This is a genomic window from Pseudomonas sp. HN11 (assembly GCF_021390155.1).
Taxonomy (GTDB): Bacteria; Pseudomonadota; Gammaproteobacteria; order Pseudomonadales; family Pseudomonadaceae; genus Aquipseudomonas.
In genome coordinates, this window is the sequence record NZ_CP089985.1 from 4,205,926 (window position 1) to 4,230,255 (window position 24,330).

25 protein-coding genes, 4 tRNA genes and 1 riboswitch are annotated in these 24,330 nt (G+C 61.6%); of the genes, 9 read left to right on the forward strand and 20 right to left on the reverse strand.

Annotated elements, in window-relative coordinates; genetic code table 11:
* Positions 1 to 176: 176 nt before the first annotated feature.
* The 10 genes from LVW35_RS19075 to uvrB all read right to left on the reverse strand — a co-directional run bounded on the left by LVW35_RS19075 (position 177) and on the right by uvrB (position 7,527).
* Positions 177 to 1,154 carry a tRNA dihydrouridine synthase gene (locus LVW35_RS19075; RefSeq protein WP_233891567.1) on the reverse strand — a complete coding sequence of 326 codons (978 nt, stop codon included), beginning with the start codon at positions 1,152 to 1,154 and terminating at the stop codon, positions 177 to 179.
* A gap of 55 nt (positions 1,155 to 1,209) precedes the next feature.
* Positions 1,210 to 1,644, reverse strand: a complete 435-nt coding sequence (locus tag LVW35_RS19080; RefSeq protein WP_233891568.1) for an acyl-CoA thioesterase — start codon at positions 1,642 to 1,644, stop codon at positions 1,210 to 1,212.
* 39 nt (positions 1,645 to 1,683) lie between these two features.
* Positions 1,684 to 2,514, reverse strand: a complete 831-nt coding sequence (locus LVW35_RS19085) for an alpha/beta hydrolase (protein ID WP_233896517.1) — start codon at positions 2,512 to 2,514, stop codon at positions 1,684 to 1,686.
* A gap of 15 nt (positions 2,515 to 2,529) precedes the next feature.
* Positions 2,530 to 3,069 carry a TetR/AcrR family transcriptional regulator gene (locus LVW35_RS19090; protein WP_233891569.1) on the reverse strand — a complete coding sequence of 180 codons (540 nt, stop codon included), beginning with the start codon at positions 3,067 to 3,069 and terminating at the stop codon, positions 2,530 to 2,532.
* Between the two features lie 182 nt (positions 3,070 to 3,251).
* Positions 3,252 to 3,327 (reverse strand) — tRNA-Glu (locus LVW35_RS19095).
* A gap of 79 nt (positions 3,328 to 3,406) precedes the next feature.
* A tRNA-Ala gene (locus tag LVW35_RS19100) sits at positions 3,407 to 3,482 on the reverse strand.
* A 50-nt stretch (positions 3,483 to 3,532) separates the two neighbouring features.
* Positions 3,533 to 3,608 (reverse strand) — tRNA-Glu (locus tag LVW35_RS19105).
* Positions 3,609 to 3,686: 78 nt separating this feature from the next.
* Positions 3,687 to 3,762 (reverse strand) — tRNA-Ala (locus LVW35_RS19110).
* A gap of 147 nt (positions 3,763 to 3,909) precedes the next feature.
* Positions 3,910 to 5,391: a glutamate--tRNA ligase gene (gene gltX, locus LVW35_RS19115; RefSeq protein ID WP_025856465.1), complete on the reverse strand. Its 1,482-nt coding sequence runs from the start codon at positions 5,389 to 5,391 to the stop codon at positions 3,910 to 3,912.
* 120 nt (positions 5,392 to 5,511) lie between these two features.
* Complete coding sequence (gene uvrB, locus LVW35_RS19120; RefSeq protein WP_233891570.1) at positions 5,512 to 7,527, reverse strand: excinuclease ABC subunit UvrB; 2,016 nt, start codon at positions 7,525 to 7,527, stop codon at positions 5,512 to 5,514.
* A 345-nt stretch (positions 7,528 to 7,872) separates the two neighbouring features.
* Between uvrB and LVW35_RS19125 the strand changes: the two genes are divergently transcribed.
* Positions 7,873 to 9,069 carry an amino acid aminotransferase gene (locus LVW35_RS19125; RefSeq protein WP_233891571.1) on the forward strand — a complete coding sequence of 399 codons (1,197 nt, stop codon included), beginning with the start codon at positions 7,873 to 7,875 and terminating at the stop codon, positions 9,067 to 9,069.
* Positions 9,070 to 9,169: 100 nt separating this feature from the next.
* Positions 9,170 to 9,379: a hypothetical protein gene (locus LVW35_RS19130; protein WP_233891572.1), complete on the forward strand. Its 210-nt coding sequence runs from the start codon at positions 9,170 to 9,172 to the stop codon at positions 9,377 to 9,379.
* Between the two features lie 17 nt (positions 9,380 to 9,396).
* On the opposite strand, the gene ptrR is transcribed toward LVW35_RS19130, so the two are convergent.
* Complete coding sequence (gene ptrR, locus LVW35_RS19135) at positions 9,397 to 10,269, reverse strand: putrescine utilization regulator PtrR (protein WP_233891573.1); 873 nt, start codon at positions 10,267 to 10,269, stop codon at positions 9,397 to 9,399.
* Between the two features lie 103 nt (positions 10,270 to 10,372).
* Between ptrR and LVW35_RS19140 the strand changes: the two genes are divergently transcribed.
* Positions 10,373 to 11,755, forward strand: a complete 1,383-nt coding sequence (locus LVW35_RS19140; RefSeq protein ID WP_233891574.1) for an aldehyde dehydrogenase family protein — start codon at positions 10,373 to 10,375, stop codon at positions 11,753 to 11,755.
* A gap of 29 nt (positions 11,756 to 11,784) precedes the next feature.
* Here the strand turns inward: LVW35_RS19140 and LVW35_RS19145 are convergent, their stop codons facing one another.
* Together LVW35_RS19145 and LVW35_RS19150 are read right to left on the reverse strand one after the other, a co-directional pair.
* Positions 11,785 to 12,090, reverse strand: a complete 306-nt coding sequence (locus tag LVW35_RS19145; RefSeq protein WP_233891575.1) for a protealysin inhibitor emfourin — start codon at positions 12,088 to 12,090, stop codon at positions 11,785 to 11,787.
* 14 nt (positions 12,091 to 12,104) lie between these two features.
* Entirely contained in the window at positions 12,105 to 13,169 is a 1,065-nt protein-coding gene (locus tag LVW35_RS19150; RefSeq protein ID WP_233891576.1) for a M4 family metallopeptidase, read from the reverse strand.
* Positions 13,170 to 13,297: 128 nt separating this feature from the next.
* On the opposite strand from LVW35_RS19150, the gene LVW35_RS19155 reads away from it, so the two are divergent.
* The 4 genes from LVW35_RS19155 (at position 13,298) to LVW35_RS19170 (ending at position 17,330) form a co-directional block, all read left to right on the forward strand.
* Positions 13,298 to 14,224 carry a DNA/RNA non-specific endonuclease gene (locus LVW35_RS19155; RefSeq protein ID WP_233891577.1) on the forward strand — a complete coding sequence of 309 codons (927 nt, stop codon included), beginning with the start codon at positions 13,298 to 13,300 and terminating at the stop codon, positions 14,222 to 14,224.
* Between the two features lie 36 nt (positions 14,225 to 14,260).
* A riboswitch (cobalamin riboswitch) is annotated at positions 14,261 to 14,455 on the forward strand.
* 102 nt (positions 14,456 to 14,557) lie between these two features.
* Entirely contained in the window at positions 14,558 to 15,568 is a 1,011-nt protein-coding gene (locus tag LVW35_RS19160) for an ABC transporter substrate-binding protein (protein WP_233891578.1), read from the forward strand.
* Positions 15,565 to 16,569, forward strand: coding sequence for a FecCD family ABC transporter permease (locus LVW35_RS19165; RefSeq protein WP_233891579.1), 1,005 nt, complete (start codon positions 15,565 to 15,567; stop codon positions 16,567 to 16,569). The genes LVW35_RS19160 and LVW35_RS19165 overlap by 4 nt, the downstream gene beginning before the upstream one ends.
* Positions 16,566 to 17,330, forward strand: a complete 765-nt coding sequence (locus LVW35_RS19170) for an ABC transporter ATP-binding protein (RefSeq protein WP_233891580.1) — start codon at positions 16,566 to 16,568, stop codon at positions 17,328 to 17,330. The genes LVW35_RS19165 and LVW35_RS19170 overlap by 4 nt, the downstream gene beginning before the upstream one ends.
* A 28-nt stretch (positions 17,331 to 17,358) precedes the next feature.
* Here the strand turns inward: LVW35_RS19170 and LVW35_RS19175 are convergent, their stop codons facing one another.
* The 5 genes from LVW35_RS19175 to tspO are packed head-to-tail and all read right to left on the reverse strand — an operon-like array spanning position 17,359 to position 20,019.
* Positions 17,359 to 17,856, reverse strand: coding sequence for a GNAT family N-acetyltransferase (locus tag LVW35_RS19175; protein WP_233891581.1), 498 nt, complete (start codon positions 17,854 to 17,856; stop codon positions 17,359 to 17,361).
* Positions 17,853 to 18,077 carry a hypothetical protein gene (locus tag LVW35_RS19180; RefSeq protein WP_233891582.1) on the reverse strand — a complete coding sequence of 75 codons (225 nt, stop codon included), beginning with the start codon at positions 18,075 to 18,077 and terminating at the stop codon, positions 17,853 to 17,855. The genes LVW35_RS19175 and LVW35_RS19180 overlap by 4 nt, the downstream gene beginning before the upstream one ends.
* Positions 18,078 to 18,134: 57 nt before the next feature.
* On the reverse strand, positions 18,135 to 18,599 hold the full coding sequence (locus LVW35_RS19185; protein WP_233891583.1) for a GNAT family N-acetyltransferase: 465 nt from the start codon (positions 18,597 to 18,599) through the stop codon (positions 18,135 to 18,137).
* Between the two features lie 35 nt (positions 18,600 to 18,634).
* On the reverse strand, positions 18,635 to 19,579 hold the full coding sequence (locus LVW35_RS19190) for an alpha/beta hydrolase (protein WP_233891584.1): 945 nt from the start codon (positions 19,577 to 19,579) through the stop codon (positions 18,635 to 18,637).
* Positions 19,579 to 20,019: a tryptophan-rich sensory protein TspO gene (gene tspO / locus LVW35_RS19195; protein WP_233891585.1), complete on the reverse strand. Its 441-nt coding sequence runs from the start codon at positions 20,017 to 20,019 to the stop codon at positions 19,579 to 19,581. Before tspO ends, LVW35_RS19190 begins: the two co-directional genes overlap by 1 nt.
* Positions 20,020 to 20,212: 193 nt before the next feature.
* Here tspO and chrA point away from each other — a divergent pair, with 193 nt between their 5' ends.
* Positions 20,213 to 21,400: a chromate efflux transporter gene (gene chrA / locus LVW35_RS19200; RefSeq protein WP_233891586.1), complete on the forward strand. Its 1,188-nt coding sequence runs from the start codon at positions 20,213 to 20,215 to the stop codon at positions 21,398 to 21,400.
* Here the strand turns inward: chrA and LVW35_RS19205 are convergent.
* Positions 21,389 to 21,961 carry a nucleotidyltransferase family protein gene (locus LVW35_RS19205; RefSeq protein ID WP_233891587.1) on the reverse strand — a complete coding sequence of 191 codons (573 nt, stop codon included), beginning with the start codon at positions 21,959 to 21,961 and terminating at the stop codon, positions 21,389 to 21,391. The genes chrA and LVW35_RS19205 overlap by 12 nt on opposite strands.
* A 62-nt stretch (positions 21,962 to 22,023) precedes the next feature.
* Positions 22,024 to 23,463, reverse strand: coding sequence for an HD domain-containing phosphohydrolase (locus LVW35_RS19210; protein ID WP_233891588.1), 1,440 nt, complete (start codon positions 23,461 to 23,463; stop codon positions 22,024 to 22,026).
* Between the two features lie 104 nt (positions 23,464 to 23,567).
* Here LVW35_RS19210 and LVW35_RS19215 point away from each other — a divergent pair, with 104 nt between their 5' ends.
* Positions 23,568 to 24,323 carry an alpha/beta hydrolase gene (locus LVW35_RS19215; protein WP_233891589.1) on the forward strand — a complete coding sequence of 252 codons (756 nt, stop codon included), beginning with the start codon at positions 23,568 to 23,570 and terminating at the stop codon, positions 24,321 to 24,323.
* Positions 24,324 to 24,330: the final 7 nt, after the last annotated feature.

The following is a 24,330-nucleotide window of genomic DNA, read 5'->3' on the forward strand; positions in this document are numbered from 1 at the left end:
AATCATTAATGTTTTTTTGCATATACCTGGTAACGACCCAGTACTCACGCCCTTGCTGCAGCCGTGAGAACTGCCCGCACACTCTACGTTTGCGCTTCACTGTATTTTTTCACACAAGAAAAAGGCGCCAATTGGCGCCTTGTTCAGCAAAAGATGAAATACTTATATATACCAACCTAATTTTGCAGCGCTGCCAGCTGTATAGGTTGGTCAGGCATTCCCAGCAGATGTCCGACCCGCCTCAGATCGGTCTCCCTACGCATCAGGGTGAACAGTTCCACCGCCTCCGGATAATTGCGCGTCAACATGGCCAACCATTGCTTCAGACGCCCTGGCGCTTGACGCTCAGTCAGTTGCTCCACAGACTGGGTCCAGAAGTCCTGAAGCATGGGCTGCATTTCTGCCCAGGTCATCTCGACCACTTCCTCACCTGCCCGCGCCGCTGCAATCTGCCGCGCCAGGTCCGGGCGCGCGACGAGGCCACGCCCCAGCATGATGTCCTCGGCACCACTGACTTCGCGACAGCGCTTCCAGTCTTCAACACTCCAGATATCACCATTGGCGAACACCGGCACCTTGACCACGTCCTGTACGCGCGGGATCCATTCCCAATGGGCAGGCGGCTTGTAGCCATCGGTCTTAGTGCGCGCATGCACCACGATGTGCGCCGCACCACCCTCGGCCAGCGCCGTGGCGCAGACCAAGGCGCCGTCCGGGCTGTCAAAGCCCAGGCGCATCTTGGCGGTGACCGGGATGTGGGCCGGCACAGCGCGACGCACATGCTCAACGATCTGGTTAAGCAGTTCGGGCTCCTTGAGCAACACCGCGCCGCCTCGGGACTTGTTGACGGTCTTGGCCGGACAGCCGAAGTTCAGGTCGATGACTTGCGAACCCAGCTCACAGGCAAGGGCGGCGTTTTCCGCCAGGCACACCGGGTCGGAGCCGAGCAATTGCACACGCAGCGGTACACCCGCCGCAGTGTGGGCACCGTGCAACAACTCCGGGGCGAGCTTGTGGAAATAGGCAGGGGTGAGCAGGCGGTCGTTGACGCGGATGAACTCGGTCACGCACCAGTCGATACCGCCGACACGAGTGAGAACGTCCCGCAGGATGTTGTCGACCAACCCCTCCATGGGCGCCAAAGCAATTTGCATGGAAAACACTCAACAAAAATCGTGGCGCAGTTTACTGGGTTTCCCACAGCGACCGTTAACCCCCTGTCAGGGCGGGGCCATAACCGTCGAGAAATTCAGCGGGCATGCGCTTGGGCTTGCCGGTGGAGAGTTCGATGCAGACAAAGGTGGTTTGTGCACGCAGCAGGGTGACGCCATCCCGCGGGCGGACCAGCTGGAAGCGCCGTGTCATCTTCAGGCGCTGGTCCCAGTCGACGATCCAGGTGGCCAGTTGCAGCTCATCACCCTCGTAGCCTGCGGCCAGGTAGTCGATTTCATGGCGCACCACCGCCATGGCGCGGTCCAGGCGGCGATATTCGGTCAGGTCCAGGCCCAGGCGTTGGGAGTGGCGCCAGGCGCAGCGCTCCAGCCAGGACACATACACCGCGTTGTTCGCGTGCCCCAAGCCGTCGATGTCTTCAGGGGCAACCTGCAGCTCGATGATAAACGGCGTTGCCAAATCCCAGCCCATGCCTTGCTCCCAGTCGATTAACTTGACCGGGGCAGTGTATCAGGCCGTTTGCCGCTCCTGTAGGCGGCCGGCGAGCAGCGTCAGCACAGCGGCGATCACGCGGGGGTCGGCCAGCACTTTCTGATGACCGCCCTGCTCCAGGCGCAGCAGGCGACTGTCGAACCAGGCTTCGTGAATGGCCTGGGAAGCTTTGACTGGAACGAAGGTATCGTCTTCGGCGTGCACAATCAGGCCAGGGATATTCATCTGGTAGTGGGCCACATCCAGGTGTTTGAGCGGCATCCCGAAGGCCAGCTCCACTTCCTGGATGAACACCGTGCGCGCCCGCGTCGGCAAGCCAACCATCTTGGTGAAGCCACGCAGCACATCCAGAAAACGCGACGGCGCAGCAATGCTCACCAGCGCTTCGGTACGCAAGCCCAACTGCACCGCCAGCATCGCACTGGCACCGCCCATGGAATGGCCGATCACGGCGTGCAACGGCGGCAACTCGGCGGCGGCCTCAAGCATGGCGCGAGCGAAGAGCAACACATGGGCTTCACGGCCCGGCGAACGGCCATGGGCAGGACCATCGAGGGCTATCACTGAATAACCGTTATCGACCAACGCACTGATCAGGCTGGCAAACTGGGTCGGCCGGCCTTCCCAACCGTGCATCAATAACACCGCAGGCCCCTGCCCCCAACGCAAGGCAGACAAACCGAAACGCAAGGTGATGCGCTCCGCTTGCGCCAACAGCGGCAGCTCCCAGTCACGCGGCGGCAGATCGCGAGGCGTCATGAAGGCACGAAGCATCTTGTTCGCCACCGTTTGCGGTGCCAGGTGCCCCAGGGTGCCGTTGAAGCGACGAATCCAGGTTAACGTGCCTATCATGACAGCCCTCTTCTAACGCACAGCCGACTTGGCGGCGCGCAGCACACGGTCAGATAACTCGCCCGGCCCCAAGGCGCGGGCCAAGGCCAGGCCACCGATCATCAGCGCCATGTCGGCCAGGGCTTTGTCGGTGTCTTCGGGGCTGGCGGCGAGTTGCGCGGCCATCAGTTCGCAGTGCTCATTCAATGCCTGGCGGAATTCATCCGGCAGGCGGCTCATCTCGCCTACGGTCGCCGGGATCGGACAGGCCTGGGCGGTAGAGTCACGATGCTTGCGCGACAGATAGAACGCGGCCACCAGGCTTCTGCGCTCCTCTGCGCTCATCTGTGAGTCAATGTCATCAATCGAGGCGCGACGCTTGGCCAGCAACTGGGTGAAGGCCTCCAGCATCAGCGCATCCTTGCTTTCGAAGTGCGCGTAGAAGCCACCGACAGTCAGCCCCGCCGCCCCCATGACTTCACCCACACTCGGCTCGGCCGGGCCACGCTGAATCAATGCAGCGCTGGCGGCTTGCAGAATACGTTCGCGGGTTTGTGCTTTTTTATCGCTCATCATTGCCTCCGATGTTCATGGGCTGAATATTATTATCATAATAATATTTGGCAAGCCACAGCCATGACCGCTGGTCAGAAGAGAGGATGGAAATGGAAGAGAGAGTTGGCCAAACACCAGACAAACAAAAGGGCCATTCAATAATTGAATGACCCTTAAAAATCCCGCAGAGCGGGTAATCGTGGCGTCCCCTAGGGGACTCGAACCCCTGTTACCGCCGTGAAAGGGCGGTGTCCTAGGCCACTAGACGAAGGGGACACAAACCTTCTGTACAGTTGATCAGTGCTGAGAACCGATCGACTCAAGGACGGTGTGGCCAGACCTTGAACCTGTAAATTGGTGGAGCTAAACGGGATCGAACCGTTGACCTCTTGCATGCCATGCAAGCGCTCTCCCAGCTGAGCTATAGCCCCGGATTTTTCGTCTCGCGACGCAGCAGGCCTTGCGATCTGCTTGTTGAAACTGGCGTCCCCTAGGGGACTCGAACCCCTGTTACCGCCGTGAAAGGGCGGTGTCCTAGGCCACTAGACGAAGGGGACAAAACCTTCTGTACAACTGATCAGCGCTGAGAACTGATCGATTCAAGGACGGTGTGGCCAGACCTTGAACCTGTAAATTGGTGGAGCTAAACGGGATCGAACCGTTGACCTCTTGCATGCCATGCAAGCGCTCTCCCAGCTGAGCTATAGCCCCTCATCGGTGAGGACGGGGCGAATCTTAATGGCGGTTTGGAAGTGTGTCAAATTTATTTTCAACAATTTCCAAAGTTTTTTGCCGGGATAACAATCACTTACCGGCGAAACCCCGGAAAACCGGGGTTTCGCCGTTGCAACCGCGTACTTATGCGATAGCACCCAGCAGCTTTTCCCACTCTTTGTTTTCTTTCTTCGACACACCGCCAAGCAAATCAAGGGCTTGGCGCAGACGGAAACGCGTCAGGTCCGGGCCAAGGATTTCCATCGCATCCAGTACCGACACCGAACTGGCCTGCCCGGTGATCGCGGCAAACATCAGCGGCATGGCATCGCGCAGTTTCAATTCAAGAGACTCCACCACCGCCTGGATCGTTGCGGTAATCGCATCCTTCTCCCACTGGCGCAGACTTTCCAGCTTCCACAGGATCAACTGCATCAACTGGCGAACCTGGTCGCCCGAGAGTTTCTTGGATTCGAACAGCTTAGGATCCGGATTCACGCCCCCGGCGAAGAAGAAGCTGGCCAACGGTGCGACCTGGCTGAACGTCTCCACCCTGCCCTGCACCAGCGGCGCGATCTTCATCATGTACTCAGGGTTCAACGCCCATTGCTGAACGCGGCTGGCGAACTCTTCCACCGGCAGATCACGCAGCCACTGGCCGTTGAGCCACGACAGCTTCTCGATGTCGAAGATCGGCCCGCCCAAGGACACGCGGGACAGGTCGAAGTTATCGACCATTTCCTGCAACGAGAACTTCTCGCGCTCGTCCGGCATCGACCAGCCCATGCGGCCCAGGTAGTTGAGCATCGCCTCAGGCATGAAGCCCATGCGCTCGTAGAAGGTTACCGAGGTCGGGTTCTTGCGCTTGGACAACTTGCTCTTGTCCGGGTTACGCAGCAGCGGCATGTAGCACAGTTGCGGTTGCTCCCAGCCGAAGTACTCGTAGAGCAGGATCAGTTTTGGCGCCGATGGCAGCCATTCTTCGCCGCGCAGCACGTGGGTGATGCCCATCAGGTGGTCGTCGACCACGTTGGCCAGGAAGTACGTCGGCAGGCCGTCGGTCTTCATCAGCACTTGCATGTCCATGCGGTCCCACGGGATCTCGACGTCACCGCGCAGCATGTCCGGCACCACGCACACGCCTTCGCTTGGCACTTTCATGCGGATCACATGCGGTTCGCCAGCGGCCAGGCGTCGGGCCACTTCTTCTTTCGACAGCAGCAGCGCGCGGCCGTCGTAGCGCGGGGTTTCGCCACGGGCCTGTTGCTCGGCGCGCATCTGGTCCAATTCTTCCGCGGTGCAGAAACACGGGAAGGCGTGGCCCATGTCGACCAGTTGCTGGGTGTACTGTTTGTAGATGTCGCTGCGCTCGCTCTGGCGATACGGGCCGTGCGGGCCGCCCACGTCCGGGCCTTCCGCCCAGGTAATGCCCAACCAGCGCAAGGCATCGAAGATCTGCTGTTCCGACTCGCGGGTGGACCGCAGTTGATCGGTGTCTTCGATCCGCAGGATGAATTCACCGCCATGCTGCTTGGCAAAGCAGTAGTTGAACAAGGCGATGTAAGCAGTGCCGACGTGGGGATCCCCAGTAGGCGATGGCGCGATGCGCGTGCGGACGGTGGTCATGGCAGGTCTCGAATGGGCGATAAAACTGAAAATTGAAACAAGGGGCGAATGGTAACACCAGCTTGGGTGGTTCTGGCAGACCGAGGTGCTCGCGAAGAGGCCATCACAGTCCCTACAAGATCAAACAGCCAGCAACCGCTCGCGCAACTTGCCAATCTCATCCCGCGTCTGCGCCGCGGCCTCAAACTCCAGGTCTCGCGCCAACTGGTACATCTTCTCTTCCAACTGCCGGATCCGTTTGGTGATCTCGCTCGGCGAGCGCAGTTCGTTCTCGTACTTGGCACTTTCCTCGGCGGCCTTGGCCATCCCTTTGCGCTTCTTGCTGCGCGAGCCGGGCACGGTGGCGCCTTCCATGATGTCGGCAATGTCCTTGAACACGCCTTTAGGCGTGATGCCATGCTCCAAGTTAAAGGCAATCTGCTTGTCACGACGGCGCTCAGTTTCACCAATCGCCCGCTCCATGGAGCCGGTGATACGGTCCGCATAGAGAATCGCCCGGCCATTGAGGTTACGCGCGGCGCGGCCGATGGTCTGGATCAGTGAGCGCTCGGAGCGCAGGAAGCCCTCCTTGTCCGCATCGAGGATCGCCACCAACGACACCTCCGGCATGTCCAGGCCTTCACGCAACAGATTGATGCCCACCAGCACATCAAAGGTGCCCAGGCGCAGGTCGCGGATGATCTCCACACGTTCCACAGTGTCGATGTCCGAGTGCAGATAGCGCACACGCACGCCGTGGTCAGCCAGGTAGTCGGTCAAGTCTTCGGACATGCGCTTGGTCAGCGTGGTCACCAAAACCCGCTCTTCCAGGGCCACGCGCTTGGTGATTTCCGAGAGCAAATCGTCGACCTGGGTCAGCGCCGGGCGAATTTCGATTTCCGGGTCGACCAGCCCAGTCGGCCGCACCAACTGCTCGATCACGCGGCCTGCATGCTCAGCCTCATAGTTACCCGGCGTAGCGGACACGAAGATAGTCTGCGGGCTGATGGCTTCCCACTCATCAAAGCGCATCGGCCGGTTATCCAGTGCCGAAGGCAGGCGGAAACCGTACTCCACCAGGGTTTCCTTACGCGAACGGTCGCCCTTATACATCGCGCCGACCTGCGGCACGCTGACGTGGGACTCGTCGATCACCAGCAGCGCGTCAGGCGGCAGGTAATCGTAAAGCGTCGGCGGCGGCGCGCCGGATTCACGGCCCGAGAGATAGCGCGAGTAGTTTTCGATGCCGTTGCAGTAGCCCAGCTCCAGGATCATCTCCAGGTCGAAGCGGGTACGCTGCTCCAGGCGCTGGGCCTCCACCAGCTTGTTGTTGGAGCGCAGGTACTCCAGGCGCTCGGCTAATTCGGTTTTGATGCCCTCGATGGCGCCCATCAGGGTTTCACGCGGGGTCACGTAGTGGCTTTTCGGATAAAAGGTGAAGCGCGGCAGCTTGCGGATCACCTCGCCGGTCAATGGGTCGAAGGCCGACAGGCTCTCGACTTCATCGTCGAACAGCTCGATGCGAATCGCTTCCAGGTCGGATTCGGCCGGGTAGATGTCGATCACATCGCCGCGCACGCGGAAGGTGGCGCGGGCAAAATCCATATCATTGCGGGTGTACTGCAAGCTCGTCAGACGGCGCAGCAGCTCGCGCTGGTCAAGTTTGTCGCCGCGATCGACGTGCAGCACCATCTTCAGATACGTTTCCGGGCTGCCCAGACCGTAGATGCATGACACCGTGGTTACGATGATTGCGTCCTTGCGCTCCAGCAAGGCCTTGGTCGCTGACAGCCGCATCTGCTCGATGTGGTCGTTGATCGACGCATCCTTCTCGATAAAGGTGTCGGAGGACGGCACGTAGGCTTCGGGCTGGTAGTAGTCGTAGTAGGAAACGAAGTACTCCACCGCATTGTTCGGGAAGAACGCCTTGAACTCGCCATACAGCTGCGCGGCCAGGGTCTTGTTCGGTGCCAGCACCAGGGTAGGACGGTTGATCTGTGCGATCACGTTGGCAATGCTGAAGGTCTTGCCCGACCCGGTCACCCCGAGCAGCGTCTGATGGGCAAGGCCGGCTTCGATGCCCTCCACCATCTGGCGAATGGCTTCCGGCTGATCGCCGGCGGGTTCAAAGCGGGTGACGAGTTGGAAATCCGACATAACGTACCTCGTGTAGTCACCCCCGGACTGTAAACCCGTCGAGGACGAAATAGACTGCCACCCGCGAAAAATTAGAGCGGATAGTAGGAAAAAACCATGATAGACATAGAAGTGGTGGCGAATGTGACGGGTTTCAAGGCAATCGTCCTACGGGCCCTTATCGATCAATGTTGCAATAAGACTAACGGTCAGCAAATAAACCGAAAAACTTGGCCGAAAAGCCGTTTCGGCTGTCGCCTCAGGCGATGATGGCCTCTATACTAGCTCCCCGTTTGTGCACCGCTCTAGTGCATTCGGCTGGAGCGCGACACGTCCCTCCTACCCCCCCATAGAGCTGCCGCAAAAATGAGCCTGTTCTCCGCTGTCGAAATGGCACCACGCGATCCTATCCTGGGCCTCAACGAAGCATTCAACGCCGACACACGAACCACCAAGGTCAACCTTGGCGTGGGCGTTTACTGCAACGAGGAGGGGAAGATTCCACTCTTGCGTGCCGTTGCCGAAGCGGAAGCCATTCGTGTGGCGCAACACGCCGCCCGTGGCTACTTGCCGATCGACGGCATCGCAGCCTACGACAAGGCTGTGCAAACCCTGTTGTTCGGTGCTGAATCCCCACTGCTGAACGCTGGCCGCGTCACCACCGTGCAAGCGGTAGGCGGCACCGGCGCCCTGAAGCTGGGTGCTGACTTCCTCAAGCAGCTGCTGCCCGACGCCGTCGTCGCCATCAGCGACCCAAGCTGGGAAAACCACCGCGCCCTGTTCGAAACCGCCGGTTTCCCGGTGCAGAACTACCGCTACTACGACGCCGCCACCCATGACGTAAACCGTGCCGGCCTGCTCGAAGACCTCAACGCCCTGCCGCCCCAGTCCATCGTGGTGCTGCATGCCTGCTGTCACAACCCGACCGGCGTCGACCTGAGCCCGGCCGACTGGCAGAACGTGCTGGACGTGATCAAGGCCAAGAACCTGGTGCCGTTCCTCGACATGGCCTACCAGGGCTTTGGCGACGGCATCCACGAAGACGCCGCCGCCGTGCGCCTGTTCGCTGAATCGGGCCTGACCTTCTTTGTGTCCAGCTCGTTCTCCAAGTCGTTCTCCCTGTACGGCGAACGCGTGGGCGCGCTGTCCATCGTCGGCGATTCCAAAGAAGAAAGCGCGCGCATCCTGTCCCAGGTCAAACGCGTGATCCGCACCAACTACTCAAACCCGCCGACCCACGGCGCGGCGATCGTTGCAGCGGTCCTGAACAACCCTGAGCTGCGCGCCCAGTGGGAAGCCGAACTGGCCGAGATGCGCCTGCGCATCCGTGGCATGCGCGAGCAGATGGTGGCCGAACTGGCCAAGGCTGCTCCGGGCCACGACTTCAGCTTTGTCGGTCGTCAGCGTGGGATGTTCTCCTACTCCGGCTTGACCGTTGAGCAAGTCACCCGCTTGCGCAGCGAGTTTGGTATCTACGCACTCGACACTGGCCGTATCTGCGTGGCCGCGTTGAACCAGTCGAACATTGATGCAGTCACAAAGGCAATCGTTCAGGTGCTATAAATCTGCAGCCGTTGCACCAGAAGGGGAAGCCGGTGGCTTCCCCTTTTTCGTATCCAACCCCTAGACTGAACCTTGATCGCCCCTTTGCTGTGAGAATCTTATGAGAAACGATGACTTGGACCTGCGCGCCGACCGCGATGAACGGGATGACTTCACCCCGCGTGCACCGCAAGCCAAGCGCCAGAAAAGCTTGGTGTTGCAGGTGGCGCTGGGTGTGTTTCTCGGTGGATTGGCACTGTGGCTGGTGCAACTGGGCGCGACCGCACTGATGGCAAAACTGGCCATGGGCACCCTGCAATTCGGCGGATGATAGAAATCAAAATGGATCTATGGCGTTACCAAATGGCATTGCTCCAGTAGCCGTACAAAGCTGTTCAAACTCTGCGACACCGTCCCCCGCCGCCAGATCAGCCAGGTGTGCAGGATCCGGAAGTTGTCTGTCAGCGGCCACACACTCACAGCCGCCGACCCGGGCATGCTGTCGAGCATGCTGCGCGGCATCAACGCCAGGCCCGCGCCGGCGCTGACGCAGGCAAGCATGCCGTGATAGGACTCGATCTCGAAGATCTTGCCCGGCACCGCGCCGTCCTGTGAAAACCAGCGTTCAAAGTGATGGCGGTACGAGCAGTTCGAGCGAAAGGTGTAGATATTCTCGCCATTCACGTCCTGCCCTCGGGTGATCGGCGCGTGATGCAGCGGCGCAATCACCACCATCTCCTCCTCAAACACCGCTACGCCCTCCAGGGTTGCGTGTAGCAGCGGGCCGTCGACAAACGCCGCCGTCAGCCGCCCGGACAGCACGCCTTCGATCATGGTGCCGGAGGGTCCGGTACTCAGGTCCAGCTCAACCTTGGTGTGTTTCTGGTTATACGCCGCCAGCAACGCCGGGATGCGCACCGCCGCCGTGCTCTCCAGCGAACCCAGGGCAAACGCCCCTTGGGGCTCCTCCCCTGCCACCGTGGCACGGGCCTCTTGCACCAGATCGAGAATACGTCGCGCATAGCCCAGGAAATTCCACCCAGCCGGTGACAGGCGCAGGCGGCTTTTCTCGCGGATAAACAATTCCACGCCCAGGTCCTGCTCCAGTTGTTTGATGCGCGTGGTCAGGTTCGATGGCACGCGATGAATCAACTGCGCGGCGGCGCTGATGCTGCCTTGCTCGGCAACAGCCTTGAAGATTTCCAGCTGCACCAGGTCCAAATCATTCTCCAATCGTGAACGTATTGCTTAATATTATTCAGTTTCCAGAAAAGAGATAGCCCCGTACGCTGAACTCAACTTATTCATTCAGCAGGACGGTGCCATGAACGCGACTACCCACGCTCTCTCGATCAACCCGGCCAACGGCGAAACGGTTGGCAGCTATCCGTATGAAACCGCGCAGCAACTGGACGCCGCCCTTGACCGCTCCACCCTCGCCTTCCGTACCTGGCGCCGCCAACCGGTCAGCCAGCGCGCCGAGTTGCTGCTGAGCCTGGCCAGCGCCCTGCGCGAGCAAGCCGAAGACATGGCGCAGATGATCACCCTGGAGATGGGCAAACCCATCGCCCAGGCCCGTGCCGAAATCGAAAAATGCGCGCAACTCAGCGAATGGTACGCCGCCCACGGCCCAGCCATGCTCGCCCCGGAACCGACACGGGTGGACAATGGCAGCGCGCGGATCGAATACCGTCCGCTGGGCCCGATCTTCGCCGTGATGCCGTGGAACTTCCCGGTGTGGCAAGTGCTGCGCGGCGCCGTGCCGACCATGCTGGCCGGTAACACCTACGTGCTCAAACACGCGCCGAACGTGATGGGCAGCGCTTATCTAATCCAGCAGGCGTTCCAGAAGGCCGGGTTCGCCGAAGGCCTGTTTGAAGTGGTCAACGTGACCAACGACGGCGTGTCCAAAGCCATCGCCGACCCTCGCATCGCCGCCGTCACGCTTACCGGCAGCGTGCGAGCGGGTATCGCCATCGGCTCCCAGGCCGGCGCCGCGCTGAAAAAATGCGTACTTGAATTGGGGGGCTCCGACCCGTTCATCGTGCTCAACGACGCCGATCTCGACGCCGCCGTGCAAGCCGCGCTGATCGGCCGCTTCCAGAACAGCGGCCAAGTCTGCGCTGCGGCCAAGCGCCTGATCATCGAAGAAGGTGTCGTGGACGCTTTCACCGCTAAATTCCTGGAGGCCAGCCGCGCCATGGTCATGGGCGATCCGACCGCGACCACCACCTACATCGGCCCGATGGCCCGCTTCGACCTTCGCGACGAGCTGCACGGCCAAGTCCAGGCCACCCTGGAAGAAGGGGCGACCCTGCTGCTGGGCGGCAATAAAGTACCCGGCGCCGGTAATTACTACGCGCCGACCGTACTGGCCAACGTCACCGACCAGATGACCTCATTCAGACAGGAACTGTTCGGCCCAGTCGCCTCGATCATCACCGCCCGCGACGCCGACCATGCAGTGGCCCTGGCGAATGACAGCGAGTTCGGCCTCACCGCCAGCATCTTCACCACCGACCCGGCGAAAGCACGGGATATCGCCAATCAGCTGGAAACCGGTGGCATCTTCGTCAACGCCTTCAGCGTTTCCGACCCTCGGGTGGCGTTTGGCGGGATCAAGAAGAGTGGCTTCGGCCGTGAGTTGTCGCACTTCGGCGTGCGGGAATTCTGCAACGCCCAGACGGTGTGGCTGGACCGCAAGTAAGCCGGCCCAGACGGCGTGACTGGTTTGTCTCAGCAGCGGACATGCCGACGCACACACTGCACCAACCCATCCAACGCCTGGGACTTCACCGGCGCGAGCACGCAAACAGTGTGCTCGCGCTCGTCCTCCTTCACCGTCAGGGTGTAATGCACCTGGCCAGGTTTACCGGGCGCAGGTGCATGGCTTTGCGGCAATTGAAAGAAGTCGCAAGCCTCGACAAGCCGCCGCAGCTCCTGCTGGTCCTGCTCCGGCAGCGCCTCCAGCTCCACCGTCTGTGGCTTGGCCAAACCCGGAAAATAACCGGGCCCGCCGTTTTCCTTGATCGAAATTTGCATGGCTGTTCCTCACGTCAGACCGAAATGCCGACCGCCTTCCAACCGTCCTTGACCGCCTTCTGTTCATCCTTGTTCGCACCGTAAAGCCGACCGGCGACATCGTAGGTAATGCGCGCAAAACGCAGGAACCCCGAGTTGGGCCGCAGCCGCGCATCACGCAGCGCGTCATACCAGATACGCCCGGCGCGCTCCCAGGCGAACCCGCCCAGCTTGGTCGCCACCTGGTAGAACGCGTGGTTGGGAATGCCGGAGTTGATATGCACCCCGCCATTGTCCTCGTAGGTTTGCACAAAATCATCCATGTGCCCGGGCTGGGGGTCCTTGCCCAACAGTTCGTCGTCAAACGCGGTGCCGGGGGCTTTCATCGAACGCAGGGCGGTGCCTTTGATCTTCTTGGTGAACAGCCCTTTGCCGATCAGCCAATCAGCGTCTTGCACGCTTTGCTTCAAGGCATATTGCTTGATCAGCGAGCCGAACACGTCCGACAGCGACTCGTTCAACGCCCCGGACTGGTTGAAATACATCAGCTTGGCCTCATCCTCGGTGACGCCGTGGGCCAACTCATGGCCGATCACGTCGAGGGCCACCGTAAAGCGGTTGAACAACTGCGCGTCCCCGTCGCCGAACACCATCTGTGCCGAGTTCCAGAACGCATTGTTATAGTTCTGGCCAAAATGCACCGTGGCATCCAGCGCCATGCCCGCGTCGTCGATGGAGTTGCGATCAAAGACCTGGTCGAAAAAATCGAACGTGGCGCCCAAGCCATCGTAGGCCTCGTCCACCGCCGCATCACCACTGGCGGGCTGCCCCTCGCCACGCACCAGCGTACCCGGCAGGCTGTCGGAGCCCTCGGCGGTGTAGATCGAGCGGCGCTTGTCGGCCCCCACGGCCAGGGCCATATGTGCCGGCCCTTTGGCGGGCACCGCGACCAGGCGCAGTGAGCGGAACGTGCTGTCCTTGGCGCGGGTGCGCAATGCGACATCCCGTTGCGCTTTATTACCGTTGCGCGCGATCTGGTCGAGCATATAGGGTGGGATCAGGCAGAAAATCGGATTGCGATGCTGCTGGCGAACACACATTGGCTGGCTCCATTTGGCAAATGACAACGTCCGGGTAATCGATTCAGGATAGCCCCGTGGGGTTAACGCGTGTCATCAATTGTCATTAACCTATGTTGCAGTCGTGTTTATCCAAGGAGGACTGACCGATGCCCGCACGTAAAGCCAAAATCGACCTTTCGTACCGCCCAAGGCTCGCCGATCTGCGCCCGTTGATCGCACCGAGTCCCACATTGCTGGAAGCGCGAGCCGCGAAACCCCGTGTTACCCCGGCCAAAGACTTGAAGGACCGAAGCGGCTACGCCGAGGACTTTCTCGGCAGCTTCGGGGTGCCCTGGCCCACGGTTGAAGAGACCTTGGCCGATGATGCACAGAAGCGCCTGGACTACACGCACTTCTCGATAACGATGTCACGCGCCAAAAGGCTTGCGCTGTATGTGGGCGTCAACATCGACGGCGGACAGCACGTGGACATCATCCGCAGCAACGATACCTGGGCCTATGACGGCCGCCTGCCCGTCGATGCGCAGGTGGGTGAAGCGCTGTATGCCAGCAATGGCTTGGATCGCGGCCATCTGGTCCGCCGCCAAGACCCCAACTGGGGCGACTCGGCACAAACCGCCAACCTCGACACCTTTCATTTCACCAACTGCTCGCCGCAGATGAGTGGCTTCAACCAGAAGACCTGGCTGGAGCTCGAAGACTACATTCTCGACAACACCCAACGCTGGAAAGCCCGCGCCACGGTATTTACCGGCCCGGTGTTCGCCGACGACGACCGGGTATATCGAGGCGTGCAGATCCCCAAGGCCTTCTGGAAAGTCGTCGCCTACCTCGGCGACGACGGCAAGCCTTCGGCCAGTGCCTACATGATTGACCAGAGCCGCGAACTGGGCCAACTCGACCTGGTGTTCGGCCAACTCAGGACCTACCAGCGCAGCGTGATCCAGATTGAGCGCCTGACCGGCATCCGCTTCGCCAACCTGGCCGACTACGACGGTTTCAGCAACGAAGAACGCGCCACCGGCACGCGGATTGAAGCGCTGATACAAGGTCCTGAGGACATTCGTCTCTGAGCGGGCGTGCCTCGGGCTATATCGCCCCGCCCTAATCAACTACCATACCGCGCCGGTTCCCAAACGGGACTAATAGGGAATCCGAAGCGCGGTACCCCCGCGCCAATCGGAACTGCCCCCGCAACTGTAGGTGCTGAGCCTGCTCCTTGATGCCACTGGACCTTGTCCGGGAAGGCCGGAGCCTGGCGACGACGCATCAGTCAGGAGACCTGCCGGCCCATGCTCAACTACCAACCGGCGGGGTGTCCGGGAAGGACATTCTTGCCTGTCTCTATCGCAGCGCTCAAGGGTGAATTTCCGAATGACACACACGGTTCACTCGGAGATTGCCCCATGCTGCCACGCGTTACCGCCCTGCTCACCGGCCTGGGCTTCTGCGCCCTGGCCCAGGCCGCGCCCACTCACTACCCGCTGACCGTGGAAAACTGCGGCAGCCGCCTCACCTTTGAGCAAGCCCCGGCCCGCAGCGTGACCATCGGCCAGGCCGCCACCGAGATGCTGTATGCCCTGGGCGTGGGCGACAAAGTGGTCGGCACCTCGCTGTGGTTCAACAGCGTACTGCCACAGTACAAAGCGCAGAACGACAGCATCGAACGCCTGGCCAACAACGAGCCGAGCTTCGAGGCGGTGATCGCCAAGCGCCCGCAACTGGTGGCCGCCGAGTTGGAATGGGTGGTCGGCCCCCAGGGCGTGGTCGGCACCCGCGAACAATTCCATGAACTTAAAATCCCCACCTACCTGCTGCCCTCCGACTGCGAAGGCAAGGACAACCTGGTGGGCGCCGACGGCACGCGGCTGGAGCCGTTCCGCATCAACACCATTTATAAAAGCATCAGCCAACTGGCCGAGATTTTCGATGTACAGGCGCGCGGCCAACAACTGAATGACGAACTCAAGGCGCGCTTGGCCAAGTCCGTCGCCACTGTGCAGAGCAAAGGCCTCAAGCAAGCCAGCGCGCTGGTGTGGTTCTCCAGTTCGGAAATGGCCAGCGACCCTTACGTGGCCGGCCACAAGGGCGTTCCGGAATTAATGCTGGAGACCCTCGGCCTGCACAACGTGGTGCAGTCCGATGAAGAGTGGCCCGCCGTCGGCTGGGAAACCCTCGCCAAGGCCAACCCGACCTTTCTGGTAATCGCGCGCATGGACCGTCGCCGCTACCCGGCCGACGACCATGAAAAGAAACTGGCCTTTTTGCGCAGCGACCCGGTCACGCGCAACATGGACGCGGTAAAGAACAACCGCATCATCATCTTGGATGCCATGGCGTTGCAGGCAAGCATTCGCACGTTTGACGGCCTTGCACAACTGGCGGCCGCCATCGACGGCTACGACCTGCCAAAATGACTCGCACCCTACTCGCCCTGGCCCTGCTTTTGGCCGCTGTACTGGCAGGCGTGGCCATCGGTGAAACCGCTATTTCGCCGCAGATCGTGCTCCAGGTGCTGGCCAACAAACTGTGGGCCGCCGGTTATGTGCTCGATCCCATCGACGAAGGCGTGGTATGGAACTACCGCCTCACCCGCGCCCTGGTCGCCGCTGCGTGTGGCGCCGGGCTGGCAACGTGCGGGGTGATCCTGCAATCGCTGTTGCGCAACCCATTGGCCGATCCGTACTTGCTCGGCATCAGCGCCGGTGCCTCGACCGGCGCGGTGCTGGTGGCGTTGATGGGCGTGGGCGGCGGGTTGATTTCGTTGTCGGCCGGCGCGTTTGTCGGCGCCATGGCCGCGTTTGCCCTGGTGATCCTGCTGGCACGCGCCAGCGGCTCTTCCAGCGGCACCGGCCAGATCATCCTTGCGGGGATTGCCGGGTCACAGCTGTTCAATGCGCTCACCGCGTTCCTGATCACCAAATCCGCCAGCTCCGAACAGGCGCGCGGCATCATGTTCTGGCTGCTGGGTAACCTCAGCGGCGTGCGCTGGCCTTCGGTGTGGCTTGCGGTGCCGGTGGCGGTCTTGGGGTTGGCAGTGTGCCTGTGGCATCGTCGTGCGCTGGATGCGTTTACCTTTGGCAGCGACTCGGCAGCATCCTTGGGTATTCCGGTGCGCCGGGTGCAGTTTATGTTAGTCGGCTGCGCGGCGCTGGTGACGGCGGTGATGGTGTCGATTGTCGGCTCCATCGGTTTTGTGGGGTTGGTGATTCCCCACGCCGTGCGCCTGCTGCTCGGCACAGGGCATTCGCGCTTGCTGCCGGCCAGTGCATTGGGCGGCGCGTTGTTCCTGATTGCGGCGGATGTACTGTCGCGCACGCTGATCAAGGGCCAGGTGATTCCGGTTGGCGTGGTCACGGCGCTGGTCGGCGCGCCGGTGTTTGCGCTGATCCTCATTGGCCGGAGGAATGCGCGTTGACGGTACTGAGCTGCACGGGATTAGGCTTCAAGGTACGCGAGGTCGAGTTGCTGCGCGATATTCACCTGGACGTTCAGCAGGGTGAAACCCTGGGAATTATCGGGCCGAACGGCTCCGGCAAGTCCACCTTGCTCAAGCTGCTCGCCGGCCTGTGTACACCGGCGTCCGGCGACGTGTTGCTGGGCGGCCAACGCCTGTGCAAATTGTCGCGCCGCGCTGTCGCACAACAACTGGCCGTGGTGGAACAGCAGGCCGACACCGACGACGCCATCCGCGTGTTCGACGCCGTGGCGCTGGGCCGTACACCGTGGCTGTCAGCGCTGAGCCCGTGGTCGAGCGAAGACGACGCCATCGTCAATCAGGCCCTGCACGACGTTGACGCCGCCCACCTGAGCCACCGCGCCTGGCGCAGCCTCTCCGGGGGTGAGCGCCAACGCGTGCACATCGCCCGGGCGTTGGCGCAAAGGCCGCAGATTCTGTTGCTGGATGAGCCGACCAATCATTTGGATATCCAGCATCAACTTGGCATTTTGAAGGGTGTGCAAGCGTTGCCCGTGACTACCTTGATTGCCCTGCATGACCTGAATCAGGCGTTGACCTGTGATCGGCTGGCAGTGCTGGATCGTGGTCGCCTGGTCGCCCTGGGCAAACCACTGGAGGTCCTCACACCGCAGCGGTTACAGGAAACCTTTGGGGTGCAGGCGCATTACCTCACCGACCCGTTCGACGGGGCGCAGATATTGCGGTTGCGCCCGATCTAATTGTGGCGAGCGGGCTTGCCACGAAGATCTACAGGAAACGCTGCATATGCGTGGTCTGCCACACAGGGTCCGCGTCCACGTCCACCACCTCAAAACCCTGCCTAGCCCAAAAATCAATCGCTCCCGGCAAAAACGGGTGGGTGTGCAGGTACATCACCTCAACTCCGTCTGCCCGCGCCATCGCCTCCAGCGCACGGTACAATTCGCCCGCCAAGCCAAAGCGGCGAAACGTCGGCAGCACAAACAAACGCACCACCTCCACCGTCTTGCGGCCCTGGTAATTCAACTGCGGGAAGCGCCCGTCATAGGGCAGATAGCCGATGGCAGCGACAATCTGGCCCTCATCGCGGGCAAGCAGAAATTGCCCATCGCCCTGCAGATAGATCGCCTCGAACTGCGCCAGGTCCACCGGCACCCCCGTCGCGCTGAGCTTGGGGAAAAGCTCGGCACGGGCGTGCAGCACGAATCTCACTACCTCAGGGATATCCGCCGCCGTGACCGCCTGAATGATCGGGCTTGAACTCATGCAACGACTATCTGCGTAATCCCCACCACCTGCGCCTGCTCCAGAATTTCATCCGGGCTCGCATCCGCTGGGGGCAGGATCAAGCCATTCTCGGCGTCGCCAAAATGCAGCTGCAGCAAATGCAACGCTGCTTCATGCACGGGTAGATGGGCTTGCTTGAGTTCGAACACATGGGTGCGGGGTTCATCGTTGAACAAGTAGTTGAGGGTGTATTCGCGCATGAGGGGAGTCCTTGTTTGGAGAGGAGCAACTGTTCAACCTGACCAGTTGATCAAGTTTTAAGTTCCCTTTCCATTTGCGCGCTCATAGCGAAGATAGCCATGGGCGCCTGTCCCCACGTTGATAAACCCTCCACGTTCATACATCAGTCGGGCTGGGTTGTCGGGGCGCACGCTCAAACTCAGGTGGGTGCAGTCACTCCCCTGCGCCGCAACTACGTAGGCGTCCAGTAACGCCCGCCCAATCCCCTTGCGCCGGTAAGCTTCGCGGACATTGATCGTGTAAAGCTCGGCGAAACTGTCCTCGGGTTTCCATAACGAGTAACCGACGAATTGACCGTCCAGCATTGCGACCGTCAACCGCTCAAAATTGTCCACCCACAGCGCGAGGTTGTGCTCCACATGCGAGCGCCATCCGGCTTCGTGGGCGGGTTCCCATTGCTGGATATAGGCCAGCTCCCCTCGGTAGATGGCCGGGAGGTCGGTGACAATCGCCGGGCGTAAGATCAATGCGTTAACAGGCACATTTTTTCCTGGGGGTTGTATTGAAAAGCGCGAGATTACTCGGACGCTGGAAGATTGAGTACTTCCCAATCGACTCGCTGGTTTATCCACTTGCGGCTGTAGGCAAGCACATTCGCCCTCATCGCCACCGGAAAATGAATAAACCCATGAGCCGCCTCCGGCAACAAATGCGCTTCAGCTCCCGGCCACCGCTGCGCGATCAACCGCGTGTCATCCTTCAACGGATCAAGCTCACCCACGAACATCAGCGCCGGGGGTAAGCCTTCGAAGTCGCCATACAGCGGTGACAACGGTGGCTGCCGACGTTCGTCATCGCTCAAGCCCGGCGTGAGCATACGCAGCGCCTCGACCATGCCCGGCCCGTCCAGCAGCAACGTGTCCGGCCCCGCCGCGCGAACGCTGGGTGTGCCGGCCAAGTCGTAGACGCCGTAATACAATACCGCCCCGCTCACCCGCTGGAGCAGCGCTGGCCATTGCTTCAGCGCCAGCAAGGTGGCCGCCGCCAGATGCCCACCGGCCGATTCACCGACAACAAACACCGACAGGTCGGCAAACTCATCGGTGGTGAGCAGCCAGCGCGCCGCCGCCAGGCAGTCGTCCATCAGCCCTTGGACCGGCGTGTCGACCGCCAGCCGATAATCCACCGACACCACCGTCACGTCACAGGCATTGACCATACCCAGGTTGAGGTCGTCATCCATCTGTGCATTGCCGATCACCCAGCCACCGCCATGGATGTCCAACACCACGCCCTTGGGCTTGCCGCTTGGGCGCAGGATGCGCAAGGGGACGGTGTCGACGCAGCGGGTTTCAGCCACAGGGGATTGCTTGATCTTTTGACTGACCCGCAACAGCGCCTGGATCAAACGCGGCGTGATCCGATTGCGGATCTTGAAGCGCGGCAGCCAGGCAAGCTTTTGATTGAAGCGACGCATCTCGGCCAGTTCCGGCTCACTGGCAGGCCACGCGTTGACAGCCATCAGCGGTTGTTCCGCAGGATCGAGAAGTTCAACGCCGCCGCCACACACAACCACGCCAGGTAGGGGAACAGAATCAAGCCAGTGATCAGATCCAGACGCACCGCCAACACCACCATCGCCGCCACCGTGACCCACAGCATCGTGATAATCACCATCCCGGCGAGAATGCGATGGGCACCGAAGAACACCGGCGTCCACAGCGTGTTCAACGCAATCTGTGCCGCCCACAAGGCCAGCACCCTTTGGCTGCCTGGGATAAGGCTGAGGCGATAACCGGCCCAGGCCAGCAACAGGTAGATGATCGTCCACGCCACCGGGAACAACCAATTGGGCGGGGTGAAGCTGGGCTTGACCAGGGATTCGTACCAGGCACCGGGCTTGAAGATCACGCCGGTGCTCGCGGCGGCGGCACAGGCCAGCAGAAAAATAAAGAAAGTCATCGTCTGTCCTTGGCTGTAGTCAGCGGTTGTGAAGGGCCGGCTTTTTCCGTGCCTGCTTAAATGACTCAAGCGCGCGAGCAAAAATTCAATCAAAGCGGCACATCGGGCAAACCGACGTCGCTTCTTCACGTCATCAAATTTCGCTAAGGTGCTCGCACACCTTAGCCCGATTTGTCATGAGCGAGACCTCACTTTGGCTCACCCCTCTACCCATCCTTGGAAGGTGTTCCTGATCTTCCTGCGATTGGGCCTCACCTCCTTCGGCGGCCCGATTGCGCACCTCGGCTATTTCAGGGAGGAGTTCGTCACACGGCGACGCTGGCTGAGCGAACGCAGTTACGCCGAACTGGTTGCGTTGTGCCAATTTCTTCCGGGCCCGGCCAGCAGCCAGGTCGGCATCGCCCTGGGCCTGTCCCGCGCGGGTTACGGCGGTGCCGCTGCGGCCTGGGCCGGTTTCACGTTGCCATCGGCCATTGCGCTGATCCTGTTCGCTCTGGGTCTTGCGCACTACGGTGCCGTAATCCCCACCGGTGCGTTGCATGGCCTCAAAGTCGTCGCCGTGGCCGTGGTGGCCCAGGCGGTTTGGGGTATGGCACGCAACTTGTGCCGGGGCGTGGCGCGTTTCACGCTGATGTTGATTGCGGCGAGCGTGGCACTGCTGGAGCCGTCTGCCTGGGGCCAGGTCGGTGTGATCATCGCAGCAGGCGTGGCCGGCCTGTTGCTGTTCAAGCTCAAACCCAGTGCCGAGCATGACGCGCTGCCAATCGCTATCAACCGCCGCGCAGGCGCCCTATGGCTGGGGCTGTTTGTGATTGGGTTGGTGGGCTTGCCGGTCCTGGTCAACTGGCTGCCCAATCCCACCCTGGCCTTGGTGGATGCCTTTTATCGCACTGGCTCACTGGTATTCGGCGGCGGTCACGTGGTGTTGCCCCTGCTGCAAGCCGATGTGGTGGCACCGCAGTGGGTAAGCAACGACGTTTTCCTCGCCGGCTACGGCGCCACCCAAGCCGTACCTGGCCCGCTGTTCACCTTCGCCGCCTTCCTCGGCGCCTCGATGAACCACGCCCCGACCGGCTGGCTGGGCGGCACGGTCAGCCTCCTGGCGATCTTTGCACCGTCGTTTCTGCTGGTCTTCGGCGCCCTGCCCTTCTGGGCCAGCTTGCGCCGCAGTCCACGCACCCAGGCTGCGCTGGCCGGGGTGAATGCCGCGGTAGTGGGGCTATTGCTGGCGGCGTTGTACCAGCCGGTGTGGACCAGCGCGATTTTCACCGTGCTGGACTTCAGCCTGACAGTGATCGCCCTGACAGCACTGATGGTATGGCGCTTGCCACCCTGGCTGGTGGTGGCCGGCTGCGGCGTACTGGGAGGCTTACTGGGCTGAACCCGGCTCCACGATCCGCAGCCAAGGCCAGCGCGCCTGATAACTCCTGGCCTTCTGCGCAAACAACGCTGGCTCCGGATGCAGCGGGTTGATGCGCAATACGCCCTGTGCGATGTCTTCCAACCCATACGGCGCGTACCACTCACCGGTGGCAATCTCCAGGCCGATGCAGGTGCCCGCCACCAGATACCGGTCAATCCCCTGCTTGGCCGTGTGCAACTGCGGATAAGGTCGACCAAAGCGCTCGCCATACCAAAGATGAACCCGCGCCTGGTTCTTCACTTCCACATTCACGCCCAGGTCCAGGAACAACTGCTCGGCCACCCGGATCACCCTATCCTCGGCCTCGTAGGACAAGTCCGTATCAAAGTAGAAAACGTCGTAGTCCTTGACGCCCTGGTCCGCAGGTAGGTTCGACTGATGATTCCACACCGCCTGGAACAGGCAGCCCGCCGTGAGGAAACATTGGTCCACGCCGAGGTCAGGCAAGCGCGCGGTGATTTCGGCATTGATGGGGTTGGCCATGGCCAGGTTGAGCAGGGTTTCGACGGTCAATGTCATGGGCACTCCTTGAGGTGTCACCAGCCTACACGACCGATAAGAGGATTTCGTGACCGACACGCCTAAATCAAACCCAGCGTCAGTGCCTTCAGCGTGGCGGCCGCGCGCGTCGTGCACTCCAATTTGCGAAATACGCTTTCCACGTGGGTGCGTACGGTGCTCGGGCTGATGCCTAGTTGGCGCGCCACTTCCTTGTTGCTGCCACCTTTACTGATGCGCTGCAAAATCTCGGTTTCGCGCTCGGTCAGCGGGCCATTGCTGGCCTTGCAGCCTTTGACCGACAGCTCGCCCCGCGCCGCAGCGATCACCGCCTGGCACGCGCGGGTGTCGAAGCGCCCCTGCTGCGCCTCATCCAACAGCACGCGTTCAGCCCCCTCCTCGCTGAACGCCGGCCGCCACGGACGCTCGCTGCGCAAGGCCTCCCAGGCCAGTGTGGCGGTGAGCAAGCGGTGCTCGTCCGTCAGTGCATCGCCGCTGAGGCTGCGGAAGTACCCACTGCCGTCCAGCCGCTCATAGGCGTGGGCTGCCAATTGCCCCGGCACCGCGAGCGCGGGGATCTGGCCGCATACGCGGGACGTCCAGTAAGGCACTAAACGGGCCTGTTCAAGGTCGTCGTCCAGCAGCGCACCGGGGGTGTTCCAGATGCGATTGGGCACCGCCGCCCGGCCGATACCGTGAATCAATGCCGCCTGGCTCAGGTGATGGGTAGTAGTGTGCGACAGGCCGCACAGGCCCGCCGCCACGCGCACCAATTCGGCCGAACGCCGCGAATACCCGGCGAGCCAGGGCAACTTGAGGTCGATCACGTCGCCCACCAGGGTCAACGGCACCTCACGTAGCTCTGTGCGCACACAAGCCAACCCCTCCGGTACTGAACGCAGTTGCTCCAGCCAGTCCTCGGCGTGCCGCGACAGCTCGGCGATCAGTGCACCCGGATACCGTTGATCACGCTGGCCTGCGATCCATTGCAACGCCATCTCAAGGCCGTGCACCCGCGACAGAATCTCCAAGTCGCCCGCCAGCACCACCCAATAGACCACTTCCGGCACCTGTGGATGGCGCAGGCCAAAGGGTCTGCCGCCGCCGTCGAACTGCTCGAACACATTGCGCAGGCCGCGCTCAACGCCGGCATTGAGCCCCAAGGTGCGCGCGATGTCGCCGGACACCTCGCAATGCACCTGTGCCAACCCCGTCGCCTGGCCCACGGCGCGCACACCCGCCGCGTCGAGGGTCTGGCTGAGCATCGCGTTGCGGCCCTGCACGTCGTCACCGAGCAACGCGGTAAAACCGTCCGCATTGGCCGTACACCCCGACCAGCGCAGCAGCGCCACCTGGCGGCCGATGTCGATGTGCTCGCCGTCACCGTGGCAGGCCTGGCCCAGCAGGTGCACCAGGCGTGCCGTGCGGCGCGACTGGCCAAACGGCTGGCCCATGCTCAGGTCGCCGACCATGGACAACGCCAGGATTGCGCCGTCCACCTCGATGCAGTCAGTGTCGCCCATACGCCTCTCCGCTCAGATTATTTGGCCGGCCTCGGATAAACGACCGATACCCGCGCGCCCCCGCAATGCCGACACTGGCGTCACCCCCAACCGGAGACACCGCCATGTTCAAGCCCAAAGCAATCGCCCTCGCACTCGCCATGACCACTTCGCTTTTCGCCAGCGCCAGCTTCGCCGCCCAACCCTCGGTGGTGATCGTGCACGGTGCCTTTGCCGACGGTTCCGACTGGGCCAAGGTGGTGCCGCTGCTGCAAACCCAAGGTATCAAGGTGACCGTGGTGCAAAACCCGCTCACCTCCCTGGCCGACGACGTGGCCGCCACCCAGCGCGTGCTCAACAACCAGGACGGCAACGTCGTACTGGTCGGGCACTCCTGGGGCGGTACCGTGATCAGCGAGGCCGGCACTGACAAGAAAGTGCGCAGCCTGGTCTACGTTGCCGCCTTCGCACCGGATGCCGGCCAGGCCAGCAAAGACCTGGGCAAAGACTACCCCGCCCCGACCGGCGTCAAAGACATTACAGCTGATAAAAACGGCTTTCTCTACATGACCGCGCAAGGCATGGCCACCGGCTTCGCCCAGGACCTGTCAGCTGAGCAGACCGCCGTGATGGCCGCGACCCAAGGCCCGATCCGCGCCTCGGCCTTTGACGACAAAACCAGCGTCGCCGCCTGGAAAGGCAAGCCGTCCTGGTACGTGGTGGCCCGTGACGACCGCATGATCCAGCCCGACCTGCAGCGCGCCTTCGCCAAGAAAATCGGCGCCCAAGTCACTGAGATCCCGGCCAGCCATGTGCCTCAACAATCGCGCCCGGCCGACGTGGCCAAGGTGATCATCCAGGCCGTGCAGCAAAGCCAGTAACGCCCGG

Bases quoted from the DNA above. Each gene is read 5' to 3' on its own strand.
- LVW35_RS19075 (WP_233891567.1), bottom strand. From the start codon at position 1,154: ATGCAAATTGCTTTGGCGCCCATGGAGGGGTTGGTCGACAACATCCTG.
- LVW35_RS19080 (WP_233891568.1), bottom strand. From the start codon at position 1,644: ATGGGCTGGGATTTGGCAACGCCGTTTATCATCGAGCTGCAGGTTGCC.
- LVW35_RS19090 (WP_233891569.1), bottom strand. From the start codon at position 3,069: ATGAGCGATAAAAAAGCACAAACCCGCGAACGTATTCTGCAAGCCGCC.
- gltX (WP_025856465.1), bottom strand. From the start codon at position 5,391: ATGACCACCGTCCGCACGCGCATCGCGCCATCGCCTACTGGGGATCCC.
- uvrB (WP_233891570.1), bottom strand. From the start codon at position 7,527: ATGTCGGATTTCCAACTCGTCACCCGCTTTGAACCCGCCGGCGATCAG.
- LVW35_RS19125 (WP_233891571.1), top strand. From the start codon at position 7,873: ATGAGCCTGTTCTCCGCTGTCGAAATGGCACCACGCGATCCTATCCTG.
- LVW35_RS19130 (WP_233891572.1), top strand. From the start codon at position 9,170: ATGAGAAACGATGACTTGGACCTGCGCGCCGACCGCGATGAACGGGAT.
- LVW35_RS19140 (WP_233891574.1), top strand. From the start codon at position 10,373: ATGAACGCGACTACCCACGCTCTCTCGATCAACCCGGCCAACGGCGAA.
- LVW35_RS19145 (WP_233891575.1), bottom strand. From the start codon at position 12,090: ATGCAAATTTCGATCAAGGAAAACGGCGGGCCCGGTTATTTTCCGGGT.
- LVW35_RS19150 (WP_233891576.1), bottom strand. From the start codon at position 13,169: ATGTGTGTTCGCCAGCAGCATCGCAATCCGATTTTCTGCCTGATCCCA.
- LVW35_RS19155 (WP_233891577.1), top strand. From the start codon at position 13,298: ATGCCCGCACGTAAAGCCAAAATCGACCTTTCGTACCGCCCAAGGCTC.
- LVW35_RS19160 (WP_233891578.1), top strand. From the start codon at position 14,558: ATGCTGCCACGCGTTACCGCCCTGCTCACCGGCCTGGGCTTCTGCGCC.
- LVW35_RS19165 (WP_233891579.1), top strand. From the start codon at position 15,565: ATGACTCGCACCCTACTCGCCCTGGCCCTGCTTTTGGCCGCTGTACTG.
- LVW35_RS19175 (WP_233891581.1), bottom strand. From the start codon at position 17,856: ATGAGTTCAAGCCCGATCATTCAGGCGGTCACGGCGGCGGATATCCCT.
- LVW35_RS19180 (WP_233891582.1), bottom strand. From the start codon at position 18,077: ATGCGCGAATACACCCTCAACTACTTGTTCAACGATGAACCCCGCACC.
- LVW35_RS19190 (WP_233891584.1), bottom strand. From the start codon at position 19,579: ATGGCTGTCAACGCGTGGCCTGCCAGTGAGCCGGAACTGGCCGAGATG.
- tspO (WP_233891585.1), bottom strand. From the start codon at position 20,019: ATGACTTTCTTTATTTTTCTGCTGGCCTGTGCCGCCGCCGCGAGCACC.
- LVW35_RS19205 (WP_233891587.1), bottom strand. From the start codon at position 21,961: ATGACATTGACCGTCGAAACCCTGCTCAACCTGGCCATGGCCAACCCC.
- LVW35_RS19210 (WP_233891588.1), bottom strand. From the start codon at position 23,463: ATGGGCGACACTGACTGCATCGAGGTGGACGGCGCAATCCTGGCGTTG.
- LVW35_RS19215 (WP_233891589.1), top strand. From the start codon at position 23,568: ATGTTCAAGCCCAAAGCAATCGCCCTCGCACTCGCCATGACCACTTCG.